The following is a 23,508-nucleotide window of genomic DNA, read 5'->3' as shown; positions in this document are numbered from 1 at the left end:
AATCGTTATAATCTAAACTGCTCACCCAAATAGACGTCGCGAACCGTTTGATCGGCAAGAACTTGCTCTGGAGTGCCAGAAGCAATGAGCTCGCCATGGGAAACAATGTATGCGGTTTCACATACGTCTAGGGTCTCTCGCACGTTGTGGTCGGTGATTAATACACCAATGCCACGATTGCGCAGATGCTCTATGATTTTCTTTATATCTAACACTGAAATAGGGTCGACACCAGCAAAAGGTTCATCCAACAAGATAAACTTGGGGTTTGCCGCCAATGCTCGCGCTATTTCTACCCGGCGACGTTCGCCACCAGATAACGCCATTCCTTGTGAGTCTCGAATGTGCTGTATATTAAACTCATCAAGTAGGCCCTCAAGCTCGCTTTCACGCTCTGCTTTGCTTAAGCCCTTGCGGGTTTCTAGAATGGCCATCAAATTTTGAAAAACTGTCAGCTTTCGAAAAATAGATGATTCTTGCGGTAAATAACCAATACCTAAGCGCGCACGAGAGTGCATCGGCATCAAAGTGATATCCTCATCATCAATACTGATGGTGCCTTTATCACTGGGTACCAAGCCAACTATCATGTAAAAAGTAGTTGTCTTACCGGCTCCATTAGGGCCGAGCAAGCCGACGATACTACCTGCTTGCACTTCTAAGCCCACACTTTTGACGACCTCCCGGCCTTTATAGCTTTTCGCTAATTTTTGTGCTTTAAGAGTCGCCATTATTGCTCTTTCTCCGGCGTATCGTCACTTTGTGGTGTTAATGTTGTGCGCACTCGTGTGCTGGAGTTTTCATCCTTTTCGGCGGTGATCAGCTGTTTGGCAATATCATAGCTTATAGTTTCGGCAACGATATGCTGGTCGGCCATGGCAATCTTAGCATCACCTTGAATTTTTAGGGTCTCAGAGGCGACGTCATAACGAATTTCCAGCGCCTGTGCAGAAATCTCAGTGCCATCTTCCATCACTTCGGTGTACACAGCTGGTGAGCCGGTGGCTACGAGCAATTGCTTGTTATCACCCAATTCTGGACGACGGTGAGCCTCAAGGCGGTCAGCTTTTATTTCCCGTTTGCCGTGAACAATATGCACGTTCTTATCAAAAATAGTGATATTTTCTTTGATCAGTGCTTGTTGTTTGTCGGCATCAATTAACACTTCCTTGGCGGTGATTTGCTCAGCAGTAGCGCTGGCAGAGCATAAGCCAATTGCGATGGATGTAATTAATGCACTGATTTTATTGGTCATAATATATTGTTCGCGTATGTTCTGTTAATTCAACTATCTCTGTATTGAGGTCTGCTTTCAAGCCTTGCCCGGTGATCTTCATATTCGGGCCACTTAATACTACAGCCTGCTCGGACTCCATGCGCTGGCTATCTATATCAACTTGAATGGCCTCAGCGCTGACCTTCTCAATCATCGCCCCTTCTTTTAAGTTGGTGGCGGTGACGTTATTTTCCAAGATCAAAATGTTGTTGTTGTATAAAGTCGCTTCATCGGCGTTTACCTGCCAATTTTCTGTTTCACCATATAAGGTAAATACCGGCTTGGTGAAATGCGTAAACCCGAGCTCTTGATACAGCTCCATTTCCTCAGCATAAACGGTGTGGCTTAACTCACCCTGATCGTTATAACTAGTCTGACTCAGCCCAGTTGCGATATAGTCGGGTGTGGCAATATGGTCTTGCTGAGCGACACCATCATCTGTCGACTTCATAAAATAAGGGTACCAAAGCCACGCCATCGCGACGATAAATAGCAGTGATATGAGCGCTCTCGCTGCGTTCATGTGCTACTTCCCTGTGTTCCCAGGCTGTGTCCTTGGGCCAGCATCAGCAAATCTGTGAGCTCACGCACAGCACCAAAACCCCCTGGTAGCAAGGTACTGTAATGGGCTATTCGCTTAACCAGTGGGTGAGCGTCGTTAACCGCTACGGCGAACCCGACTTGCTCCATCACCGGTAAATCAGGGCCATCATCACCAATGTAGGCTATTTGCTCATCGCTTAGGTTTAATGTGCGCTTTAACTGTGCATAGGCTTCGAGCTTATTCTCTTTACCTTGATAAATGTGGGGGACACCCAGGCTTTGCATTCGCGTTTGTACTATCTGTGATTGTCGCCCGGTGATAACAGCAACTTCAACACCCGCATTGAGCAACGCTTTAATGCCGAACCCGTCTTTGGTATTAAAGGCCTTTAATTCCTCGCCTTGATTGCCTAAATAAATACGGCCATCTGAAAACACGCCATCAATATCGCAAATTAACAATCGAGTGCGCTGTGCACGTTGCCATGCGTCTTCGTCTATGGCTTGGTATAATTCTGAAAACAACACTAAATCACCCCCGCGCGCAATAAGTCTTGCGTATTCAGCGCGCCAATGGGACGTTGCTCGTGATCGGTCACAATGAGTCCATTAATGCGTTTTTGCTCCATAATTTTCAGTGCTTCCGCCGCCAGCATATGAGCATCGGCTGTGGTGCAGTTTGGAGTCATTACCTCAATCAGCGCGGTGTTGTGAATATCCACTCGCTGCTCCAATACACGGCGTAAATCGCCATCGGTAAATAACCCTACCAGTCGCTCATTATCATCGACAACAGCGGTCATTCCTAAGCCTTTGCTTGAGATTTCTAACAAGGCTTCTTTAATGCTTTGTGATTGGTGACTGCGTGGCACGTCATCGCCGCTATGCATAACATCATTCAAGGTCAGTAATAAACGTTTACCTAAGCTACCGCCGGGGTGGGAGAGGGCAAAGTCATCGGCGGTAAAGCCTTTGGCTTCTAATAAAGCAACAGCGAGTGCATCGCCCATTGCCAAGGTTGCTGTCGTGCTTGCGGTGGGGGCTAAACCCAGTGGGCAGGCTTCTTGCGATACTTTAATGCAAATATGAGCATCAGCTAAGGTGGCCATACTTGATTGAGGATTGCCGGTCATGGCAATCATGGGCGCGCCAATACGTTTAATTACCGGAATAATGCTCACAATTTCGTGCGTTTCGCCAGAGTTAGAAATGAGCATAACGATGTCATTTTCAGTGATCATGCCTAAATCACCATGGCTGGCCTCACCTGGGTGTACGAAAAACGCTGGAGTGCCGGTACTTGCTAGGGTCGCGGCAATTTTATTACCAACATGTCCTGATTTACCCATGCCAATAACGATGACTCGGCCGCTACAAGCCATGATCATCTCGCACGCATGAATAAATTGTGCGTCTAAATACTGATGTAACTCCTGCAAAGCGGTTTGTTCTATTTCTAAAACCCGTTGTGCGGTGGCAATAAAGCTTTGGCTCATACTATTACTCTAGGCTAACTGACTAAAAATATATCCTTGGTAGGCAAAAAATGCGACTAGTAAAAAGCCGCCCTCGATTCTGTTGATACGCCGCGCGCCACGAAAGTTCAAACTCATGGCAATAAGTACCACCGTTGCCGCAATCATAATTAATGCATCACGGTTAGCGGCAGAGGGGTCGATAGCCGATGGATTTAAAATACCGGCGATGGATAGGACCGCGAGAATATTAAATAGATTCGAGCCGACAATGTTGCCCAGTGCTAAGTCGTCTTCATTTTTCAGCACCCCAGCCACACAAGCAGCAAGTTCCGGTAAACTAGTGCCAATGGCAATGATGGTAAGCCCAATGACTAAATCAGAAAGGCCAAAATACTGGGCTATATCCACTGCTGAGTCGACAATGAAATGCGAACTGATGGGTAGCATCGCCATCCCGATAATTAACCAAATCAGTGCGGACTTGGTGCTCACCCCACTGGGTATTTCATCACAGACTTCACTCACCAAGGGATCGTCATCATTACTTTTTTGATTGCGTGAAATAACAATCAAAAAAACGATAAAGGTGACAAAACCGCCCGCCAATAGCCATCCCTCAAGCTGAGAGAAATAATTATCGGTAAACATATACCATGCAATCAGTGACACCACGAGCACAATGGGCATTTCGCGCTTTAGTGTAATGGAGGACACTGAAAGTGGGCGTAGCAAAGCAGTAATACCTAACACCAAGAGAATATTGGTAATGTTTGAACCAACAGCGTTGCCGACAGCGGTATCGGTTTTATCTGCCAGTGCCGCAGAAGCTGATACCATCATCTCTGGTGCCGACGACCCCATTGCGACCACAGTCAAACCGATGATTAGGGCTGGCACCCCTAAGTTGCGTGCCAGCGCAGCTGCGCCATAAACAAAACGATCCGCACTCCATACTAGGGCGACAAAACCAGCGACTAGAATGGCGAAAGAGGTGAGCATGATTAGTGAGCCATTGATGTAAGTGAAACCTTGGCGCAGATAGTAACAAACTGGGCTGTGTTTGTGTAAGAAAACCGTGTGTTTAGGTGTTCCACTGAGCAGGAATTTGAACGGGCTTACAAAAATTTACAGAATCTTTTTTCCCTCAGCGTAAAAAAACTTTAAAATACGAGGTCTAATGATAGAAATGAGCGGGAGAGCGACTTGTCGCAACCAATAGTAGAAATCAAGGATGTTACCTTCTCGCGCGGAGAGCGTGTTATCTATCAAAATATGGACTTTACCATTCCGAAAGGGAAGATCACTGCTGTTATGGGCCCAAGTGGTATAGGTAAAACCACTTTGCTCAGGCTGATTGGTGGGCAATTAAAGCCCGATTCGGGCGATATTTTATTTCAAGGCAATAGCATTCCAAGCATGTCACGTTCGGCGCTTTATCAAGCGCGAACAAAAATGAGCATGTTGTTTCAAAGTGGTGCGCTGTTTACCGATATGTCGGTGTATGACAATATCGCCTTTCCTCTTAGAGAGCACACTGAACTCAGTGAGGAGTTAATTCGCTTGGTGGTGTTAATGAAACTACAAGCGGTTGGCTTACGTGGCGCAAAAGATTTAATGCCTGCTGAGTTGTCCGGGGGGATGGCACGCCGCGCTGCTTTGGCTCGCGCGATAGCCTTAGACCCTGAGTTTATCATGTATGATGAGCCTTTCGCCGGACAAGACCCTATCTCAATGGGCGTGTTAGTGCGGCTAATTAAATCACTCAACGAAGTGTTAGGGTTGTCTTCTTTGATTGTTACCCACGATGTGCAAGAGGTGTTGAGTATCGCCGACCACGTGATTATTCTCGCCGACAAAGGGGTGATTGGCAGTGGCAGCCCGGCACAAATGCGTGAACATGAATCGCCCTTAGTGCAGCAATTTTTGCAAGGGCTGTCTGATGGGCCAGTGCCTTTCCACTTTGATGCTGAGCCTTATGAACAGGAGTTGTTGTCATGATGCAGTCGCTGCTTAATTTGTGGCAACGCCTTGGACATAAAAGTCTAAGCCGTTTCGCGTCGATGGGGCGCGCTACACAGATGTTGCTGGGTGCCTTAATTAGTGTTCCTAATGTGCGCAAAGGCACGCCCTTATTAATTCGACAGCTGTATATGGTGGGTTTTCAGTCACTGATTATTATTTTGGTGTCAGGGCTGTTTATTGGCATGGTCTTAGCTCTGCAAGGTTATACCGTATTAGTTGATTACGGCGCTGAAGATAGCTTGGGACCCCTGGTTGCTTTGAGCCTATTACGCGAATTAGGGCCGGTAGTGACGGCGCTGTTATTTGCGGGTCGCGCTGGCAGCGCATTAACCGCCGAAATTGGTTTAATGAAAGCCACCGAGCAGTTAACGAGTTTAGAAATGATGGCTGTAGACCCGCTAAAGCGCGTCATTTCACCACGCTTTTGGGCCGGCATGATTAGTATGCCGCTGCTTGCGCTGATCTTCTCTGCTATTGCCATCATCGGCGCACATTTAGTAGGCGTAGATTGGCTTGGCGTAGACAGAGGCAGCTTCTGGTCTATTATGCAAGCGCAAGTGTCGTTCGAAAAAGACGTTCTCAACGGCTTGATTAAAAGCTTTGTCTTCGCCTTGTTGGTAACCTGGATAGCCCTATACAAAGGCTATGACTGTATCCCGACCTCTGAGGGGATCAGTAAAGCGACCACAGAAACCGTTGTGCATTCATCATTAGCCGTTCTTGGCTTCGATTTTATTTTGACCGCCGTAATGTTTGGCGGCTAAAGGATTAACACCATGAATTCGAGAAAAATTGAAATTTTAGTCGGCTTCTTTGTCACTCTTGGTGTGGCGGCGCTGGCAATTCTGGCTTTAAAGGTCGCTAATGCGGGATTAGCTGGTAGTAATGGCACTTATTCATTGCAGGCTAAGTTTGAAAATATAGGATCGTTGAAAACACGCGCTCCGATTAAAGTCGGTGGCGTTGTGGTTGGCCGTGTTGAGGGCATCCAAGTGCACCCCAGTGAATTTGTTCCTGTGGTTGAAATGGCCATCGACAACCAATATGAGTGTAAGTTTTCCGATGCCACATCGGTATCGATATTAACCTCGGGCATACTCGGCGAGCAGTATTTGGGTATTTCCCCGGTCATAGCGAGTGACTCGGCACAGCAAAGTTGTTTAGGCAATGAAGTGGCGCAGGCACAAAGCGAGGATGAGCTTTCGATAGATGCCGTATTTGGCGTACAAACGAAAGCGCTCAAGGATGGCGATATGATCACTGACACCAAATCAGCCTTGGTTTTAGAAGAGCTTATCGGCCAGTTTTTATTTAATCAAAGTAGCGAGTAATGATTATGCGTAAGCTGTTCATTGTTTTAACTGCCGTACTCTTGGCCGCCACTTCTAGCTTACAGGCACAAGAGGTGGATTTAAGTGAACCTTATAAAATGGTGCGTCAGGTTGCTGATAACACCTTTAAACGTGTTGAGCGCGATCAACAGAAAATTCAAGCCGATAAAGAATACCTAAAAGTCATTGTCGAAGAAGAGCTGTTGCCCTATATCGATTATAAGTATGCGTCTTATCGTATGCTCGCGAGCTATATTCAAAAAGCGCGCAGTATCGAAGACCCCGAAGAGAAGAAGCAGGCGATAGCCCATATAAAGCGCTTTATTGATGTCTTCAAAAACTACCTGGTAACTACCTATGCTGGGGTGTTTACGCAGTACACGAACCAAAAGGTTGAGTTTGCCGCGCCTCGCGATGTTGGTGATGCGAATGTGGTTGTGGTAAAGACAACCATTAAGGACCCAGGCAAACCAGACATTGATATTGGCTTCAAAGTGCGTAAGGATAACGACAACCAATGGCGTGCTTATGACATGATCGCCGAAGGCATCAGTTTGCTTGATGCCAAGCAAAGCGAAATACACGGTATTTTGCGCCAAGAAGGTATTGAGCACGTGATTGATTTACTAGATAAGAAAAGCCAGTTACCTGTGCAATTTCGAGGTGATGGTGTCGATGAGTAAGCTGTCGCTGCAACAAATAAAGCCACAGCACTTTGCCATTGCCGGTGAGCTAACTCGCTACAGCGTTGCCGATAAACGCTTAAGTGAGCAGCTTGTGCAAGGCCAAGAGCAAGTGGAAATCGATTTGAGCGAAGTGACGCGAGTCGATACTGCAGGCTTAGCGTGGCTTATTCAGGCATCGTCGCAACTGCAACGCCAAGGGCGCCAGTTACAACTAAACCATATACCTGAGCAGTTGCATAAACTTATGCAGTTGGGACAGGTCGAAAGTATTTTTGAGTGAGAGTGATGCAAAGCAGTCAAGTAGAAGCTTTATTAAAACAAGAGCTAGGTCTTGAAGAGATAATCGTAAAAGTAGAAGGGACCCATTACCAAGTAATTGCCGTGGGTGACTGCTTCGATGGGCTCACACCAGTGAAAAAGCAACAGCTTGTTTATAAACCACTGATGGAAAAAATCTCAGACGGCACCATTCATGCGGTTTCTATTCGCGCTTTTACGCCAGAGCAATGGCAACGCGAACGTAAGTTTATCCTTCCGCAGTAATTAGGAATCAGCATGGACCATTTTATTATTCAAGGCGGCACACCGCTCAGCGGTGAGCTCACCATTTCTGGTGCTAAAAATGCAGCATTGCCAATTTTATTCGCAGCGCTGCTGGCTGATTCACAAAGCACGTTTAGCAATGTTCCTAAGCTGCGGGATATCAATACCACCGAAGCGCTGTTGAAAGAATTAGGCGCAGGAGTTCGTTGGCAAGACGAGCAATTACTGATCGATGGTGGTTCTGTCGATAAGGTGCTTGCTCCTTACGACTTAGTAAAACAAATGCGCGCATCGGTGTTGGCCTTAGGCCCCTTACTTGCGCGCTTTGGTAAAGCTCAAGTTTCTCTGCCCGGTGGCTGTGCCATTGGGGCACGACCTGTGGATATTCATATTCAAGGTATGCGCCGTATGGGAGCAACCATTGAGGTTGAAAATGGGTACATTAACGCCCATGTCGAAGGTCGGCTGCAAGGTGCGGAAATTTTTATGGATACCGTCAGTGTGGGCGCAACTGAAAACCTGTTGATGGCGGCAACCTTAGCACAAGGTAAGACGGTACTCGAAAACGCGGCGCGTGAGCCGGAGATTAGCGATTTAGCCAAGTACTTGAATAACATGGGCGCTAAAATCAGCGGAGCAGGAACCAGTCGCATCGAAGTGCAAGGCGTAGAGCGCTTGCAAGGGTGTGAGCATGCGATTTTACCGGATCGTATAGAAACCGGAACATTCCTAGTTGCAGCGGCCATGGCAAAAGGTGATGTGTTATGCAAAAACACTGACTATCATAGCCTTGAGCCAGTTATTGAAAAACTGCGTGAGGCGAATGCGCTTGTTGAAGTGACTAACAACAGCATCTACTTAGATATGCGTGGTCGTGAGCTCAAAGCTGTGAATATTAAAACCGCACCTCACCCAGGGTTTCCTACGGATATGCAAGCGCAGTTTACGGCGCTAAATGTGGTTGCTAATGGCAGCGCCACAATTACCGAGACTATTTTTGAAAACCGGTTTATGCATGTACCTGAACTTCAGCGCATGGGAGCCAATATTCGCCTCGAAGGGAATACCGCAATCTGTGGCGACAGTCCTAAATTGACTGGCGCACGGGTTATGGCGACCGACTTGCGGGCCTCTGCAAGTTTGATCTTAACCGGAATCATTGCCAGTGGTGAAACCCGTGTTGACCGCATTTATCATGTTGATCGTGGTTATGAGCATATTGAAGACAAACTCAGCGCGCTTGGTGCCAATATTAAACGTGTGAGTGAGTAGTCTCGCTATTAACTTGGTAATAGAAAAAGGCCGCTGATAGCGGCCTTTTTAGATGGTAATGTGGGTGTGTTCGATTATAACCGGGTTTCTAGTTCAGCGACGGTGACCGTCAAGGTGTGTGGCTCACCATCACGATAGAGTTCCACCTCAAGTTCAGTCCCTGGTTCGGTATTGGCAATGCGCTCTAGAGTCTGTTGGATATTACTCACCGAATACCCGCCCATGCTGACGACAATATCGCCTTCTTTGATACCAGCTCGCCACGCCGGCCCGAGTGGATCCATTTTATTAATACGCATACCGGCGATGGCCATATGGTTATTAGTGACTTCTCGACCTTGCTGATCGACAGCGGTTACATCCATGCCCATGTAGCCACGCACAACCCGACCATAGCGAATAAGCTTATCCATAACATCCTTAGCGAGAGAGTAGGGAACAGCAAAGAAGATCCCTTGAATATCGAGGTTCGCTCGGGTTTTAAACTGTGCTGAGGTAATGCCAACCAAGTCGCCATGAGAATTCACTAAGGCACCGCCTGAGTTACCGACATTTATCGCGGCATCCATTTGTAGCAAGCTACTGTGGGAGCTGTCGGTTACTCGTTGCTTTCCTGTGGCACTAATAATCCCCTGAGTAATGGTTTGCCCTAAGTTAAGAGGGTTACCAATAGCTAGCACCACATCGCCAACCTGAGGTTTGAAATCATTATCAACCGGGATAGCTGGTAGATTCTCTCCCGCGACTTTCAATAATGCCAAATCAGTAACGGTATCGAACCCTACTAACTGCACCTCACTAAAACGGCGTCCGTCAGCAAGAATGACCTCGACTAAATCAGCATTATTAATGACGTGGTAGTTAGTCAAAATGTAGCCGTCTGGACTCATTAGTACGCCTGAGCCGAGTTCAGATACGGTGTTCTGTCTTTGCATGTAACGTGGCTGAGTCGAGATGCGCTCAGAATACACTGTGACCACTGCGGGCGCGGCGCGGCGTACCGCTTTGGCGTAGCTCATATGGGAGCCAGTAAAGCCATCGGCGGAGAGAATGGGGAGCAAAGCATCACGCAAAGACGGAGTGGCGAGCACAATAATAAAGGCGATACCCAGACCACTTAATAGCGGCAGCAAGGCGAACTTAATCTTTTTCAGCACGAGATAATAATTATTATTTATTTATAAGCTTAGGCAATGATGGCACATAAACGACAACAGCGGCAAGGGCGCCGCTGTTGAATGTTGTTAAAGCACAACAGGGGTTACTGTATAGGCGCGAAGAAGGTGCTATTGCCACGGCGTACTACCAGCACAATATTACCTTGAATATCTTTGATTAGATTAGCAAGTTCACGCACGGTTTCTACCCGCTCACGGTTGACCTGAGTAATAATGTCTCCCTCTTCCAAGCCTAGTCGGGCAGCAACGGAACGGGGGTCTACCGAATTGATAATAACCCCTTTGATACCGTTACGTTTGCCGGACTCAAGCTCAGCACCGGCTAAGGCGCGATGAATTTCGGCGGCTTCCTCTGTAACGTTGTCCGCTGCGGCTAAGGTCACGTCTAACTCGATTTCTTCATCATCACGGAAAATACCGATTTCCACTTCCTTGCCCTCACCTAGGGTAGCAATTTTGCCGGCTAATTCAGCAAAGCTCTTAATGTCGTCACCGTTGACGCTGATGATAACATCGCCAGCTTTGATGCCTGCTTTCTCGGCAGCCGAGTCTTCAACGACGCGCTCAACCATTGCACCTTGTTTAACATCGAGATCCAAGGCTTCGGCATAGCCTGCATCTAATGTGCGCCCGGCAACACCCAATGAACCACGGCGCACTTGTCCGTACTCAACAATCTGATCGACTAAGTTTTTCATCATATTAGAGGGGATGGCAAAGCCGATACCAACGTTACCACCTGAAGCACCTAAAATAGCAGTGTTAATACCGATTAGTTCACCTTTGAGGTTAACTAGCGCTCCCCCTGAGTTACCTTGGTTGATAGCCGCATCGGTTTGAATAAAGTCCTCATAGCCTTCGATATTAAGCCCACTACGCCCTAGGGCACTGACGATACCTGAGGTGACCGTGTGGCTTAAACCAAATGGGTTACCGATAGCGACAGAAAAGTCACCAACACGGAGCTTGTCAGAGTCAGCGAGTTTGACTTCAGTAAGGTCTTCGCCATCGACTTGTAACAGCGCGATATCTGATTCTTTATCAGCGCCGACGAGCGTCGCTTCGAATTCACGACCATCTTCTAAGGTCACCACCATTTCCTCGGCATCGGCGATAACATGGTTATTCGTCACTACATAACCTTCATCGGCGTCGATGATGACACCGGAGCCTAGGCCGCTAAATGGACGCTTTTGTGAACGAGGTTGAGGACGCCCAAAGAAGAAGTCAAACGGGTCGACACGGCGACGCACTTCTTTTGAGCCGGATACACGAATACTCACTACGCCAGGAGTGACGCGCTCGAGCATAGGTGCAAGCGTAGGTAACTGCTGTCCATCTACCGCGACGGGCAGCTTGGCATGAGAGATACTAGGTTGAGCAAGTAAAGTGGCCGATAAAATGGCGGCACTGATGATTGATAACTTCATTTTCATAGTCTGGGCAAACTCCACAATACAGGGGCTGCTATGCAGCCCGATACCTATAAAGCTATTTCCTATACAGACTATGGGGTCGTTAATTTAGTTCCTCAAGAGATAAATAACTGCCTATTTATCAGGCAGGTTGCTTATCGTTAGACTTTTGCTCACCAGTGAATAACCCTGATTCGCCGCTGGCATAATCGGTTGGCTGACTGTCGTGCACACTGCGAGTGGGTTGGCGCTCGGGACGCTGATTTAAAGACGCATGCAGTTGCTCAGTGGTTTCTTTTGAGAAAAAAGGCTGGCTTAAATCAACATCTTGCTTTGCAGTTAATAAGTGGTCGCTTTGCTGTACATGGTTAACTAACTGTTCGTAGTTTTCCTTGAGCTTAGCGATTAATTTATTGGTGTTATCTAAATGATCAGCGACATCTTGACGGTAACGCTCAAGGTCATTTTGCGCTTGTTGCGCTTGCTCTTCTAATTCGCCCTGTTTGAAGCGGCGTTTAGTCATCCAGCTGCCAACAAAAAAGCTGCATGCAGCAACAATAATTACGATACCTAGCCAAGTAGTGGTATACATAAATTTCCCCTTTTGAAAACTTTACTGAGTCAAATATACGCTTTGTTGTCAGCCGTGTTAAGATAGCGCGAAAATTAATCCCTAGTATTGCTCCTATCACCATGACACCTTGGCAAAAATATCAACAAGATTTACAGCGCGATGACTTCCTCCATGATGAAGCACAAGAAAACGCGGTGCGTCACCTGCAACGCCTGTATGATGACATTGTTGCTCAGCCTGAAAAGCCGCGCGGTTTTTTCTCTAAGCTGTTTGCCAAGGATAGCACGAAGGCCATTAAAGGGCTTTACTTTTGGGGAGGAGTAGGGCGTGGTAAGACCTATCTGGTCGATACCTTTTACGAGGCTCTGCCGACTGAGCGTAAAATGCGGGTGCATTTTCACCGCTTTATGCACCGTGTACATCAGGAACTAAAACAATTACAAGATGTTAAAAACCCGCTGTTGGTGGTGGCCGATAAACTCAAAGCCGAAACCGACATCATCTGCTTTGATGAGTTTTTTGTTCAGGATATCACTGACGCCATGCTATTAGGTGGCCTAATGGAAGCGCTGTTTGCGAGAGGGATTGTATTAGTTGCGACGTCTAATATTGTGCCTGATGAGCTGTATAAAAATGGCTTGCAGCGGGCACGTTTCCTGCCCGCAATTGAGCTGGTAAAGGCTAATACTGAGATAGTGAATGTCGATTCCGGCGTTGATTATCGCTTGCGCACCTTAGAGCAAGCGGAAATTTTTCACAGTCCGCTTGATGAGCAAGCGGATCAAAACCTATTTGCTTATTTCGAGCAACTATCCCCTGAGCCGGGTAGAGCAAACGAGGCCATTGAAATTGAAGGGCGGATGATTCAAACACGCATGGTCAGTGACTGCATTGTGATGTTTGATTTTGCCGAACTGTGTGAAAGTGCGCGCTCGCAAGTGGATTATATGGAAATCTCCCGCCTTTATAACACCGTACTACTCGCCAATGTGAAACAGATGGGGCAGCACAATGATGACGCTGCGCGCCGTTTTATTGCGTTAGTCGATGAATTTTATGAGCGTAATGTGACGCTGATTATCTCCGCACAAGCGCCCATTGAAGCGCTTTATACTCAAGGGAACTTAAACTTTGAGTTCAAACGCTGTGTCAGCCGACTGCAAGAGATGCAATCACGCGAATATCTAGAACGCCCTCATTTAGCTTAGCCGGTTCGTTTTTACAGCTCGTATCACTGCATAAAAAATCAGCGCGGCGGTAGCCAAGGGATTTTCAAACTGCTATACTCCCGCGCCTGCCACGTTGCGTTCTATCACTGTATTTAGCTTAGCCACTATTTACAGTATCAAGTCTTAAACTCGAAGGGGTTAAAGCATTAGTAGAGCGGCAGTTAATAAACTGCCTGTGGTTTTAAAATTGAAAACATTGGATTTTTAGAATGAAAACGTTTGTTGCTAAACCAGAATCAGTAAAACGTGACTGGTACGTAGTTGACGCCGAAGGTAAAACTTTAGGTCGCATCGCTACTGAAATCGCTCGTCGTCTTCGCGGTAAGCATAAAGCAGAGTACACTCCACACGTTGACACTGGTGACTACATCATCGTAATCAACGCTGACAAAGTTACTGTAACTGGTAACAAAGCTCAGAACAAAATGTACTATGCGCACACTGGTTACCCAGGTGGCCTGAAGTCTACTAACTTTGAGAAGCTTCAAGCTAGCAAGCCTGAGATGATCATTGAAAAAGCGGTTAAAGGCATGTTGCCACGTGGTCCTCTAGGCCGTGCAATGTTCCGTAAGCTTAAAGTTTACGCAGGTACTGAGCACAATCACGCTGCACAGCAGCCTCAGGTTCTAGACATTTAAGGAGCACAGTCATGGCAAATCAATACTACGGTACAGGTCGTCGTAAAAGTTCAAGTGCTCGCGTATTCCTACGCCCAGGCACTGGCAACATCGTAATTAATCAACGTTCTATCGAAGAATACTTCAGTCGTGAAACGTCTCGCATGGTTGTTCGTCAGCCATTAGAGCTTGTTGAAATGACTGAAAAGTTTGACCTATACATCACTGTTGAAGGTGGTGGTTCTACAGGTCAAGCTGGTGCAATCCGTCACGGTATTACCCGTGCGCTTATGGAGTTTGACGAGTCACTTCGTTCAGACCTTCGTAAAGCTGGCTTTGTTACTCGCGATGCTCGTAAAGTTGAGCGTAAGAAAGTGGGTCTTAAGAAAGCACGTAAGAACACTCAATTCTCGAAGCGTTAATTTTTTACGTATCCAGAATTTCAAAACCCGGCTTTGCTTTGGCAAACCGGGTTTTTTACTTTATGCAATGATAAAGTGTCATCTTCCCCGTTACTGCCTTAAAGTTTGATATTTTTCTATTATTTCCCTCATTTAATGCCCATCGCGCCACTATTTTTGATAAAATTTTGCTACAATTGCGTGGCAAATAAACCGATGAAGTGATTTTTAATACTTTGCTGAACCGATATTGATCTTTGTCACCGTCACCAGCAAGTAACCGCGATATGATCGTTCACGCTGATCTATGCCGTAAAAAGTTGCATGGCAATAATGGCGGTGTTTATTGGCGGTGAGACAATGAATAACCTTGTTTTAATCAAGGCTTTTATTTATGATCGCTTCTATTTTGTAACTTCAAAAATTAACCTGCTGTAACTGATGTTCTCAATATAGCAAGTGTTGAGAATCATAGTGGAGATAAGTGGATGAGCAATGCGCCTGTAGACAACAGCCGACGCCGCTTTTTAACCATAGCTACCTCTGTTGTAGGTGGTGTTGGTGCGGTTGGAGCTGCTGTTCCTTTTATCGCGTCTTGGAACCCAAGTGAGAGAGCTAAATCTGCGGGTGCTCCCGTAGAAGTTGATATCTCGAAGATTGAGCCAGGACAACTAATCCGTGTTGAGTGGCGAGGCAAACCTGTATGGGTTATCTCGCGTACGCCTGACATGTTAAAACAACTTAAAGAGCACGAAGATCAGCTGCGTGATCCTCAATCTGAGGAACCACAACAGCCTGAATTTGCTAAGAACCCAATGCGTTCTCGCAAAGACGATATCTTTGTCGCTGTGGGTATCTGTACTCACTTAGGTTGCTCTCCTAGCTTCTTACAAGGTGGCTTTGGCGAGAAAGTGGAAGGTACTGATGATGGTTTCTTCTGTCCATGTCACGGTTCTAAGTTTGATATGGCAGGTCGAGTATTCCAATCGGTTCCCGCTCCACTGAACCTTGAGATCCCTCCTTATTACTTCATTGATGACACCACGATTTTGGTCGGTGGTGAAAAAGGCGAAGGGGCAGCATAATGTTTGGTAATATTATCAATTGGATTGATGAACGTATTCCCATGACTCGCGTCTGGAATATGCACATCGCACAATATCCAGCACCGAAAAACTTTAACTTCTGGTACTTCTTTGGCTCATTGGCCATGCTCGTGCTAGTAAACCAAATCGTCACGGGCATTTGGTTGACCATGAACTTCGTGCCTTCTGCTGAAGGTGCTTTTGCTTCCGTTGAATATATCATGCGTGATGTTGAATACGGCTGGCTACTGCGTTATCTCCACTCTACAGGGGCTTCTGCCTTCTTCGTGGTGGTTTATTTGCACATGTTCCGTGGCATGATCTACGGTTCATATCAAAAACCGCGTGAGCTATTGTGGTTGTTTGGTATGTTCATCTTCCTAGCATTAATGGCTGAAGCCTTCATGGGTTACTTATTACCATGGGGTCAGATGTCATTCTGGGGTGCTCAGGTTATTATCTCACTGTTTGGTGCGATTCCGGTTATTGGTGATGATCTAACACTGTGGATCCGTGGTGACTATGTTATCTCTGGTGCCACTTTGAACCGTTTCTTTGCATTGCACGTTATCGCGCTGCCATTAGTGCTCGTTATTCTCGTGTTCTTACACATTGTTGCGTTGCACGAAGTGGGCTCTAACAACCCTGACGGTATCGATATTAAACGTAAAAAAGGCACTGTTGCGGAAGAAGACAAAGCGAAATTCAAATTCCACGAGTATTACACCGATAAGAAAGATATTGTCGATGCAATACCGTTCCACCCATACTACACAGTGAAAGACATTGTTGGTGTGGTTGGCTTCTTGATTATTTTCTCTTACATCGTGTTCTTTACGCCAGAGATGGGCGGCTTCTTCTTGGAAGCACCAAACTTTGAAGCAGCGAACCCGCTGAAAACGCCTGAGCATATTTTCCCGGTATGGTACTTCACACCGTTCTACGCAATCCTGCGTGCAATTCCAGATAAACTACTGGGTGTTGTGGCGATGGGTGCGTCTATTGTGGTGTTAGCTTTACTACCTTGGATTGACCGTGGTCGCGTACGCTCTATTCGCTATCGTTGTGGTTTCCACAAATTGAATATTGCGCAGTTCGTTGTGACCTTTGTTATTCTTGGTTGGGTTGGTGCAACACCGCAAACTGATTTCAAAACAATTCTGTCGCAGATTTGTACGGTGACCTATTTCATGTTCTTTGTGTTACTGTTCTTCTACAGTAAAAACGAGAAAACCAAGCCATTGCCAGAGAGGTTGACGAAATGATGAAGAAACTAGTTATCGGTTTATTCGCATTGCTGCCTACTTTGTCGATGGCAGCAGGTCCTTCGATGCCGCTGCAAGACGCGAACATTGACCTAAAGGACCAGGCATCATTACAGCGTGGTGCCAAGTTGTTCATGAATTACTGCTTAGGTTGTCACCAAATGCAGTATCAGCGCTACCAGCGTACTTTCCGCGATATCGGTATTCCTACTGAAATCGGCGAAGAGACGCTTATTTTTGATGGTTCAAAAGTAGGTAGCCATATTAAAAATGCGATGGGTGAAGAAGATGCAGCGAAATGGTTTGGTGCGGCTCCGCCGGATTTAACCTTAATCGCACGTGTTAAGTCACCTGACTACATCTATACGTACTTAAAGTCGTTTTATAAAGATGAGTCGCGTCCTTTTGGTGTGAACAATGTAGTGTTCCCATCAGTAGGTATGCCGCACGTGTTGCAAGAGTTGCAAGGTCTACCAACGCCAATTTACGAAGAAGTTGAGCAAAATGGTAAAACAGTACAAAAAGTAGTGGGTACTGAGACTGATGGGACCGGGGAAATGAGTGTCGATGAATACGACCAAGCTGCCCGCGACCTAGCAAACTTCATGGCGTATGTAGGTGAGCCTTCGCGCTTAGATTCAGAGGCGCTGGGTATTAAGGTCATCGGCTTTTTGGTGATTCTGTTTATCCTCGCTTTCTTTTTGAAGAAAGAATACTGGCGAGATGTTCATTAATTAGAATATTCAACCAGTTAACTCAATAGGGGCAACATGCCCCTATTGCCGTTTAAAGTCATTGCTCAAATTTTGGGCCATGACGCAAAAGTATTTTGTACTTTGTGATTTTTTGATGGAGGTAGGCATGGCCGTTGCTGCCAATAAACGCCCTGTAATGACGCTGTTTTCCGGTGCTAATTGTATGTACAGCCACCAAGTTCGTATTGTCTTGGCGGAAAAAGGAGTTAGCGTGGATATCCACTTGGCGGAGAAGGATAACTTGCCAGAAGCGTTACACGAGATTAACCCATATGGCACTGTACCCACTCTGATTGATCGTGAACTTGGTTTATACCAAGCGAACATCATTATGGAATATCTGGATGAGCGTTTTCCACATCCTCCATTAATGCCTGTTTACCCAGTCATGCGTGGTCGTAGTCGCTTGATGATGCACCGTATCGAAACAGACTGGTACTCACTGGCAGCGAAAATTTATGCCGGTGGCAGTGATGCTGAACAAGCGCGTAAAGAATTGACCGAAGCATTACTTGCTGTGGCTCCTATCTTTAACGAAGCGCCTTATTTTATGAGCGAAGAGTTTAGTCTTGTTGATTGTTACCTTGCGCCACTATTATGGCGTTTACCTGAACTAGGCATTAGCTTAGAAGGTGCTGGTAGCAAAGAGCTAAAAGAATACATGATTCGTTTGTTTGAGCGTGAGTCATTCCAAGCATCACTAACCGAAGCCGAACGTGAGATTCGTCTATAATGACGCCTAACAGACCTTATCTGCTACGCGCCTTTTACGATTGGATTGTTGACAACCAGTGCACACCGCACTTGGTTGTTAACGCCGATTTTCCCAACGTGCAAGTGCCTACTCAGTTTGTTCAAGATGGACAAATTGTGTTGAATATAAGCCCAAGCGCGGTTACTCAGTTCTCAATGGACAACGCTCTGCTGACATTTAATGCTCGATTCGGCGGTCAGCCGATGCAGGTCTATGTGCCAATGGGCGCTGTGTTAGCGATATATGCACGGGAAAACGGTGAAGGGACGGTGTTTACTCAGGATGAAACCTACGAAGAGCAAGAACGCTCAGGTGTAACGCCTTCACAGCCACAGTCTGAAGAGTTGCCTGAACCGCAGCCTGGACTGGAGGCCATTGACAATCCAAACCCACAAGCTAGCCGTGAAACCAGTCAGGAAGACAAGAGTAAGGGCAAAAAAGGCAGTCACTTAAAAGTGATCAAATAGCCTAGCTACACCTTTGGCTAAAACAGCTCACTCTCGGTGAAGGTCATCTACACTACTTCCCGAGGGCTGTTTCCGTGACCGACCGCCTACTGTAATTATTTACTGTATTATGCTTGAAAACAGGCATAAATTACTGAGATAATCTCCCCCTTGATTTTGGGGCCAGTCGCGAGGCGGGGTTTTTAATTCAAATTTTAGAGTTCGTTTGTACTAAAAAATATGGCTGAGAAACGTAATATATTTCTAGTAGGCCCAATGGGGGCCGGCAAGAGCACAATTGGTCGTCACATCGCAGATCAACTACACCTTGAGTTTTATGACTCAGATAACGAAATTGAGCGCCGCACTGGTGCAGATATTGCGTGGGTGTTCGATATTGAGGGCGAAGAAGGTTTTCGTCGTCGCGAAGAGACTGTGATCACTGATTTAACCGAGCTTCAAGGTATTGTACTTGCAACGGGTGGTGGCTCTGTAGTCAGTAAAGAAGTACGCAACAAACTGTCTGCACGTGGTATCGTAGTGTACCTAGAAACCCCAATCGAAAAGCAAGTAGCTCGCACCCAGCGCGACAAACGTCGTCCGCTATTGCAAACTAAAGAAGATCCACAAGACGTTTTGGAGCGTCTAGCTGAGGAGCGTAACCCGCTCTATCAAGAAGTGGCTGACTTCACGGTTCGCACCGACGAGCAAAGCGCCAAAGTGGTCGCTAACCAAATCATTGAGAAGCTTGATTTCTAAATAAACCAGGGAGAATTGCGCATGCTGGAACTTAATGTTGAACTAGGTGAGCGCAGTTATCCCATTTTCATTGGTGATAATTTACTGCGTGATTCTGAGCGCCTAGGGTCTTTCTTAGGTCAAAATCGGCCAGTTATTGTCACCAATGAAACCATCGCCCCGCTGTATCTAGATATCCTCATAAATACCTTGCATGAACACCAACCATTAGTGTTTGTGATGCCCGATGGTGAGCAATTTAAAACGCTGCAATGGTTCGAGCGCTTAAATGCGTTTTTGCTTGAGCATAATTGTGGACGTGACACTTGCCTGCTAGCGCTAGGCGGAGGTGTCATTGGCGACCTTACCGGCTTTGTTGCGGCGTGTTATCAGCGCGGCATCGACTTTATACAAATTCCAACGACTCTGTTATCGCAAGTTGACTCGTCTGTCGGCGGCAAAACAGCCGTCAATCATCCTCTTGGGAAAAATATGATTGGCGCTTTTTACCAGCCGCAAGCGGTATTTATTGATAATCGTGTGCTCAACACTTTGCCGAGCAAGGAATTTGCTGCAGGAATGGCGGAAGTGGTCAAATATGGGCTAATTTATGATGCCGATTTATTTGCACAGCTAGAACAGCACAGTGATGAAATCAAGGCACAGCACCCGCAGTTGTTACCGCAAGTTATCCATCGTTGCTGTGAAATTAAAGCACAAATTGTTGCCCAAGATGAGAAAGAAGCGGGCCTGCGTGCTCTGCTCAATCTCGGTCATACCTTCGGCCATGCTATCGAGGCACACATGGGCTATGGCCAGTGGTTACATGGTGAGGCCGTAGCCGCCGGGATGGTATTAGCCGCGAAGTTAGCCGTGATGCGTGGTTGGCTTAGTGAACAAGAATTAACGCGCATTGTGACTTTATTAGCGAATTATGATTTACCAACCAGCGCGCCAGAGCAAATGAGCTGCCAAGACTTTATCGCGCACATGAGAAAAGATAAAAAGAATAAGGCGGGCCGCATACGCTTTATCCTTCCTACGGCTTTTGGTCGCTGTGAACTTATCGATGATGTATCAGAGGCCGAGTTAGATACTTTGTTTTCACGCTAATGCAATCGCAAATACTTCCCTCGCGAGCAGCCTTAGCCAAGCGCATCGCGCTGCAATTTAGCTATGGGCAAAACCTTATTCATTTGGTTGCCGCTCCAGGATTCGGTAAGAGCTATCTTTTAGAGCACTTTGTAACCGACCACTACGAACCCTTTAGTAAGGCCTATATTGAAGTTGGCGCTAAGACGCGGGATGAAGATGTGGTGACTCACCTGTTGGAGCATAGCTTTTCTTATCCTTTGGTGGATGTAAACGAGACCCTCAGTGATAACTTCTACCGTTTAGTAAAAGAGCAGGGGGAGCGACAGTTACTTTGGGTTATAGATAACGCCAAACAGCTATCGCAGGAACTGATCATTGAGTTAGAAAAGCTTGCGAAAACAGCGCCAGGCGTTCTGTATATCCTCTGTGCATCTTCTCGCGCTGAACTATTTGAAAACGCCGTAGATATTCATCTTGAACCGCTGTCCGACTCGGAAAGCATACGTCTTATGCAAAGCTTTTATAAGACCTTACCACCGGCAGAAGACCCCATTTTTGCTGAATTCGTGCGTCAATGCCACGGCAATCCAGCATTGTTGTTACAGTGGCACCAAGAACAGCAGATGCCAAAACACACGGCAAAGCCAACCCGGCGATGGTGGCTCGTGCCGACCATGATTGTTGTTATTTTGATTGTTATTGGCTTGGTTTATCAACGTGATGAACTAACGGTCATGCTGCCACAAAGCGAGAATGCGCCGGTGGTTGCTAACGATGCGGTCTTTGCAAAGCAGCAACAACCCTCGCAGGGCGCACGTGAGGGCAACATGCCGCAGCCTGAGCAAGCGAGTGACGACAATCTCATCACTGAAAAGCTAGAAAATGATACTCAAGCTGTGGTTGCAGCACTGCAACAGCCAGCCACGCAGGCGGCTACAGAGCAGGCACAGCCAGTAGAGGAAGCAGAGCCTGAACAGCGACAGAGCGTACCGACCAATAGCCACATGCTGCCATATGATCATGACTGGTATAATCGCCAAGATGATAGTTTATGGTTATGGCAACTAACGGTGATGTCTAACGAGCAGCAGGTAAAGGCGTATATTGCCCGCCATAATCTCGAGAAAAAAGTACGTCATTATCAACGCGCTGATAAAGGATGGCATATTCTGACTTGGGCACAGCCCGCTAGTCGTAGCGCAATTGATGCACAGCTTATAGAAATTGCAGAGCTACTGCCTAGTTTAGAGCCCTACGCAAAGCAAATCAGTAAGATAAAAGCAGAGATAGACTCGCAACCTAACCCTGAGTTGCGGTAGAATCTTGCGTTAACATCGCCCGCCGCGATGCTGTGATATTTAATTCATAACCGATGAGCAAGTGATTTAATGCAAAAGAAAACCCGTGCTTTCCTGAAGTGGGCGGGCGGCAAATATAGCTTGGTAGATGATATTGCTAAGCGCTTAGATACCGCACAGGCGCTGACGGGCAATCGCGCTACGACACTGGTCGAGCCCTTTGTCGGCGCAGGTTCGGTGTTTCTTAATACGCACTTTGATCATTATGTGCTCAATGATATCAACGCTGATCTTATTAACCTTTACCGTGAGTTAACCCACGCCCCTGATGAGTTTATCAGTGACGCTCGTAAGTTATTCAGTGCGGTCAATAATGATGCTGATATTTACTATGGTTTGCGCAAACAGTTTAATGCCAGTCGCGATGCCTACGAGCGTGCCATATTATTTTTGTACATGAATCGTCATGGGTACAATGGCCTGTGTCGCTATAACCTAAAAGGCATTTTTAACGTTCCATTTGGCAAATACAAAAAGCCCTACTTTCCAGAGAAGGAAATGTACTTCTTTGCTGAAAAGGCGCAGCGAGCGACATTTACTTGTTTGAGCTATAAAGATGTTTTTGCCCAGTTGCCAAAAAATGCAGTGGTGTACTGCGATCCCCCTTATGTGCCATTAAGTAAAACCGCATCGTTCACCTCTTATGCTAAAGGTGGTTTTAATCTTGATGATCAGGCTAACCTCGCCAATTTAGCGGAGCAAGCAGCGGGAGTAAGTAACACTTCGGTGTTGATCTCTAACCATGATACCCTTTGGACCCGCAAAATATATGAGCAAGCGAGTATTGATGTGCTGAATGTAAAGCGCACAATTAGCCCCAAGGGACATGCTCGCAATAAGGTAAGTGAGTTGATGGCGATGTATTTATCTGGCCGGCAATACCAATTGAACCAAACCAAGCACGCCTAAAATAAACGCGATAAATAATACGATAGCGATAGCAATAAGCACTTTTGGATTATGGTGCTTAAAGTCATGCTCACGCTTGGCATTACTTTGAACCCCAAAAAATGCGGCGATAACGCTTTGCAGTTGCGACCACATAAGTAGAGTCGTGACTTAGTAAGATTTGCTTGAGAATTGGCGAGACTTGTTGTCGTCGCGGGTCAATAGTTCGAGTAAATCGAGGTAGTGAAATTGTGCGCTGCGGCTGTCGCCAGTTAACCATGCGAACCAAGACTGTTGGGCTTGGTGGTTACAGGCTTGCTTGATATCGATGTCATAGGTAGAGGCGGAGCCGTTACATTGGCATTGTTCTAACGCCACTTGTTGCGCTTGTACTGAGCTGTTTATGCTGAAGGCAGCGACTGTAACACCTAATGCAGCGGCTGCTACAAGCAGTGTACGAGTTTTAAGGCCAAACATATCCATCTCCAGTCCATTAGTATTAACCAGAGCTTACTCAATATTGATTAAAAAAACAACTGAATATTAACTGAAAAACAAA

General features: G+C 46.5%; 30 protein-coding genes. 19 read left to right on the top strand and 11 right to left on the bottom strand.

Features of this window, described 5'->3' with window-relative positions; translation table 11 throughout:
- Positions 1-5: 5 nt before the first annotated feature.
- Genes lptB through MHM94_RS13075 form a run of 6 tightly spaced genes read right to left on the bottom strand, consistent with a single transcriptional unit; the run spans position 6 to position 4,296 of the window.
- Positions 6-731 carry an LPS export ABC transporter ATP-binding protein gene (gene lptB / locus MHM94_RS13100; RefSeq protein ID WP_022945552.1) on the bottom strand — a complete coding sequence of 242 codons (726 nt, stop codon included), beginning with the start codon at positions 729-731 and terminating at the stop codon, positions 6-8.
- Positions 731-1,255, bottom strand: a complete 525-nt coding sequence (lptA, locus tag MHM94_RS13095; protein WP_022945553.1) for a lipopolysaccharide transport periplasmic protein LptA — start codon at positions 1,253-1,255, stop codon at positions 731-733. The genes lptB and lptA overlap by 1 nt, the downstream gene beginning before the upstream one ends.
- Entirely contained in the window at positions 1,245-1,799 is a 555-nt protein-coding gene (gene lptC / locus MHM94_RS13090; protein ID WP_022945554.1) for an LPS export ABC transporter periplasmic protein LptC, read from the bottom strand. The genes lptA and lptC overlap by 11 nt, the downstream gene beginning before the upstream one ends.
- A complete protein-coding gene (gene kdsC, locus MHM94_RS13085; protein WP_138587817.1) occupies positions 1,796-2,347 on the bottom strand; it encodes a 3-deoxy-manno-octulosonate-8-phosphatase KdsC in 552 nt (183 codons plus the stop codon). Before kdsC ends, lptC begins: the two co-directional genes overlap by 4 nt.
- Complete coding sequence (locus tag MHM94_RS13080; protein WP_235419495.1) at positions 2,347-3,315, bottom strand: KpsF/GutQ family sugar-phosphate isomerase; 969 nt, start codon at positions 3,313-3,315, stop codon at positions 2,347-2,349. The genes kdsC and MHM94_RS13080 overlap by 1 nt, the downstream gene beginning before the upstream one ends.
- Positions 3,316-3,324: 9 nt before the next feature.
- Positions 3,325-4,296, bottom strand: coding sequence for a calcium/sodium antiporter (locus MHM94_RS13075; RefSeq protein ID WP_235419496.1), 972 nt, complete (start codon positions 4,294-4,296; stop codon positions 3,325-3,327).
- 204 nt (positions 4,297-4,500) lie between these two features.
- On the opposite strand from MHM94_RS13075, the gene MHM94_RS13070 reads away from it, so the two are divergent.
- Genes MHM94_RS13070 through murA form a run of 7 tightly spaced genes read left to right on the top strand, consistent with a single transcriptional unit; the run spans position 4,501 to position 9,151 of the window.
- The gene (locus MHM94_RS13070) at positions 4,501-5,295 is read left to right on the top strand and encodes an ATP-binding cassette domain-containing protein (protein ID WP_081604435.1); all 795 of its coding nucleotides are present in this window, start codon (positions 4,501-4,503) and stop codon (positions 5,293-5,295) included.
- An 8-nt stretch (positions 5,296-5,303) separates the two neighbouring features.
- The gene (gene mlaE / locus MHM94_RS13065) at positions 5,304-6,083 is read left to right on the top strand and encodes a lipid asymmetry maintenance ABC transporter permease subunit MlaE (protein WP_026111194.1); all 780 of its coding nucleotides are present in this window, start codon (positions 5,304-5,306) and stop codon (positions 6,081-6,083) included.
- A 12-nt stretch (positions 6,084-6,095) separates the two neighbouring features.
- Positions 6,096-6,650 carry an outer membrane lipid asymmetry maintenance protein MlaD gene (gene mlaD, locus MHM94_RS13060; RefSeq protein WP_022945560.1) on the top strand — a complete coding sequence of 185 codons (555 nt, stop codon included), beginning with the start codon at positions 6,096-6,098 and terminating at the stop codon, positions 6,648-6,650.
- 5 nt (positions 6,651-6,655) lie between these two features.
- Complete coding sequence (locus tag MHM94_RS13055; protein ID WP_151173507.1) at positions 6,656-7,333, top strand: ABC transporter substrate-binding protein; 678 nt, start codon at positions 6,656-6,658, stop codon at positions 7,331-7,333.
- On the top strand, positions 7,326-7,616 hold the full coding sequence (locus tag MHM94_RS13050) for an STAS domain-containing protein (RefSeq protein ID WP_022945562.1): 291 nt from the start codon (positions 7,326-7,328) through the stop codon (positions 7,614-7,616). Before MHM94_RS13055 ends, MHM94_RS13050 begins: the two co-directional genes overlap by 8 nt.
- A 5-nt stretch (positions 7,617-7,621) precedes the next feature.
- Positions 7,622-7,879, top strand: a complete 258-nt coding sequence (locus MHM94_RS13045) for a BolA family protein (protein ID WP_026111196.1) — start codon at positions 7,622-7,624, stop codon at positions 7,877-7,879.
- Positions 7,880-7,891: 12 nt separating this feature from the next.
- Entirely contained in the window at positions 7,892-9,151 is a 1,260-nt protein-coding gene (murA, locus tag MHM94_RS13040) for a UDP-N-acetylglucosamine 1-carboxyvinyltransferase (RefSeq protein ID WP_235419497.1), read from the top strand.
- A 74-nt stretch (positions 9,152-9,225) separates the two neighbouring features.
- On the opposite strand, the gene MHM94_RS13035 is transcribed toward murA, so the two are convergent.
- From MHM94_RS13035 to MHM94_RS13025, 3 genes are all read right to left on the bottom strand, one after another.
- On the bottom strand, positions 9,226-10,308 hold the full coding sequence (locus MHM94_RS13035) for a trypsin-like peptidase domain-containing protein (protein ID WP_235419498.1): 1,083 nt from the start codon (positions 10,306-10,308) through the stop codon (positions 9,226-9,228).
- Positions 10,309-10,412: 104 nt separating this feature from the next.
- Positions 10,413-11,765: a DegQ family serine endoprotease gene (locus tag MHM94_RS13030; protein WP_022945566.1), complete on the bottom strand. Its 1,353-nt coding sequence runs from the start codon at positions 11,763-11,765 to the stop codon at positions 10,413-10,415.
- A 121-nt stretch (positions 11,766-11,886) separates the two neighbouring features.
- Positions 11,887-12,336 (bottom strand): YhcB family protein, encoded by a 450-nt coding sequence (locus MHM94_RS13025; protein ID WP_022945567.1) that lies wholly within the window; start codon positions 12,334-12,336, stop codon positions 11,887-11,889.
- 101 nt (positions 12,337-12,437) lie between these two features.
- Between MHM94_RS13025 and zapE the strand changes: the two genes are divergently transcribed.
- From zapE to MHM94_RS12965, 12 genes are all read left to right on the top strand, one after another.
- Positions 12,438-13,526, top strand: a complete 1,089-nt coding sequence (gene zapE, locus MHM94_RS13020; protein WP_130147171.1) for a cell division protein ZapE — start codon at positions 12,438-12,440, stop codon at positions 13,524-13,526.
- A 230-nt stretch (positions 13,527-13,756) separates the two neighbouring features.
- Positions 13,757-14,185: a 50S ribosomal protein L13 gene (gene rplM / locus MHM94_RS13015; protein WP_022945569.1), complete on the top strand. Its 429-nt coding sequence runs from the start codon at positions 13,757-13,759 to the stop codon at positions 14,183-14,185.
- Positions 14,186-14,196: 11 nt separating this feature from the next.
- Complete coding sequence (rpsI, locus tag MHM94_RS13010) at positions 14,197-14,586, top strand: 30S ribosomal protein S9 (RefSeq protein ID WP_022945570.1); 390 nt, start codon at positions 14,197-14,199, stop codon at positions 14,584-14,586.
- Positions 14,587-15,053: 467 nt separating this feature from the next.
- Positions 15,054-15,650 (top strand): ubiquinol-cytochrome c reductase iron-sulfur subunit, encoded by a 597-nt coding sequence (gene petA / locus MHM94_RS13005; RefSeq protein ID WP_022945572.1) that lies wholly within the window; start codon positions 15,054-15,056, stop codon positions 15,648-15,650.
- Positions 15,650-16,915 (top strand): cytochrome b N-terminal domain-containing protein, encoded by a 1,266-nt coding sequence (locus MHM94_RS13000; RefSeq protein ID WP_045979164.1) that lies wholly within the window; start codon positions 15,650-15,652, stop codon positions 16,913-16,915. The genes petA and MHM94_RS13000 overlap by 1 nt, the downstream gene beginning before the upstream one ends.
- A complete protein-coding gene (locus MHM94_RS12995) occupies positions 16,912-17,649 on the top strand; it encodes a cytochrome c1 (protein WP_022945574.1) in 738 nt (245 codons plus the stop codon). The genes MHM94_RS13000 and MHM94_RS12995 overlap by 4 nt, the downstream gene beginning before the upstream one ends.
- A gap of 127 nt (positions 17,650-17,776) precedes the next feature.
- Complete coding sequence (sspA, locus tag MHM94_RS12990) at positions 17,777-18,403, top strand: stringent starvation protein SspA (RefSeq protein WP_022945575.1); 627 nt, start codon at positions 17,777-17,779, stop codon at positions 18,401-18,403.
- Positions 18,403-18,891 (top strand): ClpXP protease specificity-enhancing factor, encoded by a 489-nt coding sequence (locus MHM94_RS12985; RefSeq protein WP_022945576.1) that lies wholly within the window; start codon positions 18,403-18,405, stop codon positions 18,889-18,891. The genes sspA and MHM94_RS12985 overlap by 1 nt, the downstream gene beginning before the upstream one ends.
- A 219-nt stretch (positions 18,892-19,110) precedes the next feature.
- Positions 19,111-19,629: a shikimate kinase AroK gene (gene aroK / locus MHM94_RS12980; protein WP_022945577.1), complete on the top strand. Its 519-nt coding sequence runs from the start codon at positions 19,111-19,113 to the stop codon at positions 19,627-19,629.
- Between the two features lie 21 nt (positions 19,630-19,650).
- Entirely contained in the window at positions 19,651-20,721 is a 1,071-nt protein-coding gene (aroB, locus tag MHM94_RS12975) for a 3-dehydroquinate synthase (RefSeq protein WP_130147173.1), read from the top strand.
- Positions 20,721-22,022: an AAA family ATPase gene (locus MHM94_RS12970; RefSeq protein WP_235419499.1), complete on the top strand. Its 1,302-nt coding sequence runs from the start codon at positions 20,721-20,723 to the stop codon at positions 22,020-22,022. The genes aroB and MHM94_RS12970 overlap by 1 nt, the downstream gene beginning before the upstream one ends.
- Before the next feature lie 69 nt (positions 22,023-22,091).
- Complete coding sequence (locus tag MHM94_RS12965) at positions 22,092-22,970, top strand: Dam family site-specific DNA-(adenine-N6)-methyltransferase (protein WP_022945580.1); 879 nt, start codon at positions 22,092-22,094, stop codon at positions 22,968-22,970.
- Here the strand turns inward: MHM94_RS12965 and MHM94_RS12960 are convergent.
- Both MHM94_RS12960 and MHM94_RS12955 read right to left on the bottom strand, forming a co-directional pair.
- Entirely contained in the window at positions 22,926-23,105 is a 180-nt protein-coding gene (locus tag MHM94_RS12960; protein ID WP_022945581.1) for a DUF2970 domain-containing protein, read from the bottom strand. The genes MHM94_RS12965 and MHM94_RS12960 overlap by 45 nt on opposite strands.
- Before the next feature lie 15 nt (positions 23,106-23,120).
- Positions 23,121-23,426, bottom strand: coding sequence for a hypothetical protein (locus MHM94_RS12955; RefSeq protein ID WP_138590338.1), 306 nt, complete (start codon positions 23,424-23,426; stop codon positions 23,121-23,123).
- Positions 23,427-23,508: the final 82 nt, after the last annotated feature.

The sequence above is a fragment of the Pseudoalteromonas sp. CNAT2-18.1 genome (assembly GCF_022347865.1).
Taxonomy (GTDB): domain Bacteria; phylum Pseudomonadota; class Gammaproteobacteria; order Enterobacterales; family Alteromonadaceae; genus Pseudoalteromonas; species Pseudoalteromonas ruthenica.
Note: the sequence above shows the minus strand (reverse complement) of the source record. Positions and strands in the feature narration are given on the sequence as shown.

Bases quoted from the DNA above. Each gene is read 5' to 3' on its own strand.
- lptB (WP_022945552.1), bottom strand. From the start codon at position 731: ATGGCGACTCTTAAAGCACAAAAATTAGCGAAAAGCTATAAAGGCCGG.
- lptA (WP_022945553.1), bottom strand. From the start codon at position 1,255: ATGACCAATAAAATCAGTGCATTAATTACATCCATCGCAATTGGCTTA.
- lptC (WP_022945554.1), bottom strand. From the start codon at position 1,799: ATGAACGCAGCGAGAGCGCTCATATCACTGCTATTTATCGTCGCGATG.
- MHM94_RS13080 (WP_235419495.1), bottom strand. From the start codon at position 3,315: ATGAGCCAAAGCTTTATTGCCACCGCACAACGGGTTTTAGAAATAGAA.
- MHM94_RS13075 (WP_235419496.1), bottom strand. From the start codon at position 4,296: ATGCTCACCTCTTTCGCCATTCTAGTCGCTGGTTTTGTCGCCCTAGTA.
- mlaD (WP_022945560.1), top strand. From the start codon at position 6,096: ATGAATTCGAGAAAAATTGAAATTTTAGTCGGCTTCTTTGTCACTCTT.
- MHM94_RS13055 (WP_151173507.1), top strand. From the start codon at position 6,656: ATGCGTAAGCTGTTCATTGTTTTAACTGCCGTACTCTTGGCCGCCACT.
- MHM94_RS13050 (WP_022945562.1), top strand. From the start codon at position 7,326: ATGAGTAAGCTGTCGCTGCAACAAATAAAGCCACAGCACTTTGCCATT.
- MHM94_RS13045 (WP_026111196.1), top strand. From the start codon at position 7,622: ATGCAAAGCAGTCAAGTAGAAGCTTTATTAAAACAAGAGCTAGGTCTT.
- murA (WP_235419497.1), top strand. From the start codon at position 7,892: ATGGACCATTTTATTATTCAAGGCGGCACACCGCTCAGCGGTGAGCTC.
- MHM94_RS13030 (WP_022945566.1), bottom strand. From the start codon at position 11,765: ATGAAAATGAAGTTATCAATCATCAGTGCCGCCATTTTATCGGCCACT.
- MHM94_RS13025 (WP_022945567.1), bottom strand. From the start codon at position 12,336: ATGTATACCACTACTTGGCTAGGTATCGTAATTATTGTTGCTGCATGC.
- zapE (WP_130147171.1), top strand. From the start codon at position 12,438: ATGACACCTTGGCAAAAATATCAACAAGATTTACAGCGCGATGACTTC.
- rplM (WP_022945569.1), top strand. From the start codon at position 13,757: ATGAAAACGTTTGTTGCTAAACCAGAATCAGTAAAACGTGACTGGTAC.
- rpsI (WP_022945570.1), top strand. From the start codon at position 14,197: ATGGCAAATCAATACTACGGTACAGGTCGTCGTAAAAGTTCAAGTGCT.
- petA (WP_022945572.1), top strand. From the start codon at position 15,054: ATGAGCAATGCGCCTGTAGACAACAGCCGACGCCGCTTTTTAACCATA.
- MHM94_RS13000 (WP_045979164.1), top strand. From the start codon at position 15,650: ATGTTTGGTAATATTATCAATTGGATTGATGAACGTATTCCCATGACT.
- MHM94_RS12995 (WP_022945574.1), top strand. From the start codon at position 16,912: ATGATGAAGAAACTAGTTATCGGTTTATTCGCATTGCTGCCTACTTTG.
- sspA (WP_022945575.1), top strand. From the start codon at position 17,777: ATGGCCGTTGCTGCCAATAAACGCCCTGTAATGACGCTGTTTTCCGGT.
- MHM94_RS12985 (WP_022945576.1), top strand. From the start codon at position 18,403: ATGACGCCTAACAGACCTTATCTGCTACGCGCCTTTTACGATTGGATT.
- aroK (WP_022945577.1), top strand. From the start codon at position 19,111: ATGGCTGAGAAACGTAATATATTTCTAGTAGGCCCAATGGGGGCCGGC.
- aroB (WP_130147173.1), top strand. From the start codon at position 19,651: ATGCTGGAACTTAATGTTGAACTAGGTGAGCGCAGTTATCCCATTTTC.
- MHM94_RS12970 (WP_235419499.1), top strand. From the start codon at position 20,721: ATGCAATCGCAAATACTTCCCTCGCGAGCAGCCTTAGCCAAGCGCATC.
- MHM94_RS12965 (WP_022945580.1), top strand. From the start codon at position 22,092: ATGCAAAAGAAAACCCGTGCTTTCCTGAAGTGGGCGGGCGGCAAATAT.
- MHM94_RS12960 (WP_022945581.1), bottom strand. From the start codon at position 23,105: ATGTGGTCGCAACTGCAAAGCGTTATCGCCGCATTTTTTGGGGTTCAA.
- MHM94_RS12955 (WP_138590338.1), bottom strand. From the start codon at position 23,426: ATGTTTGGCCTTAAAACTCGTACACTGCTTGTAGCAGCCGCTGCATTA.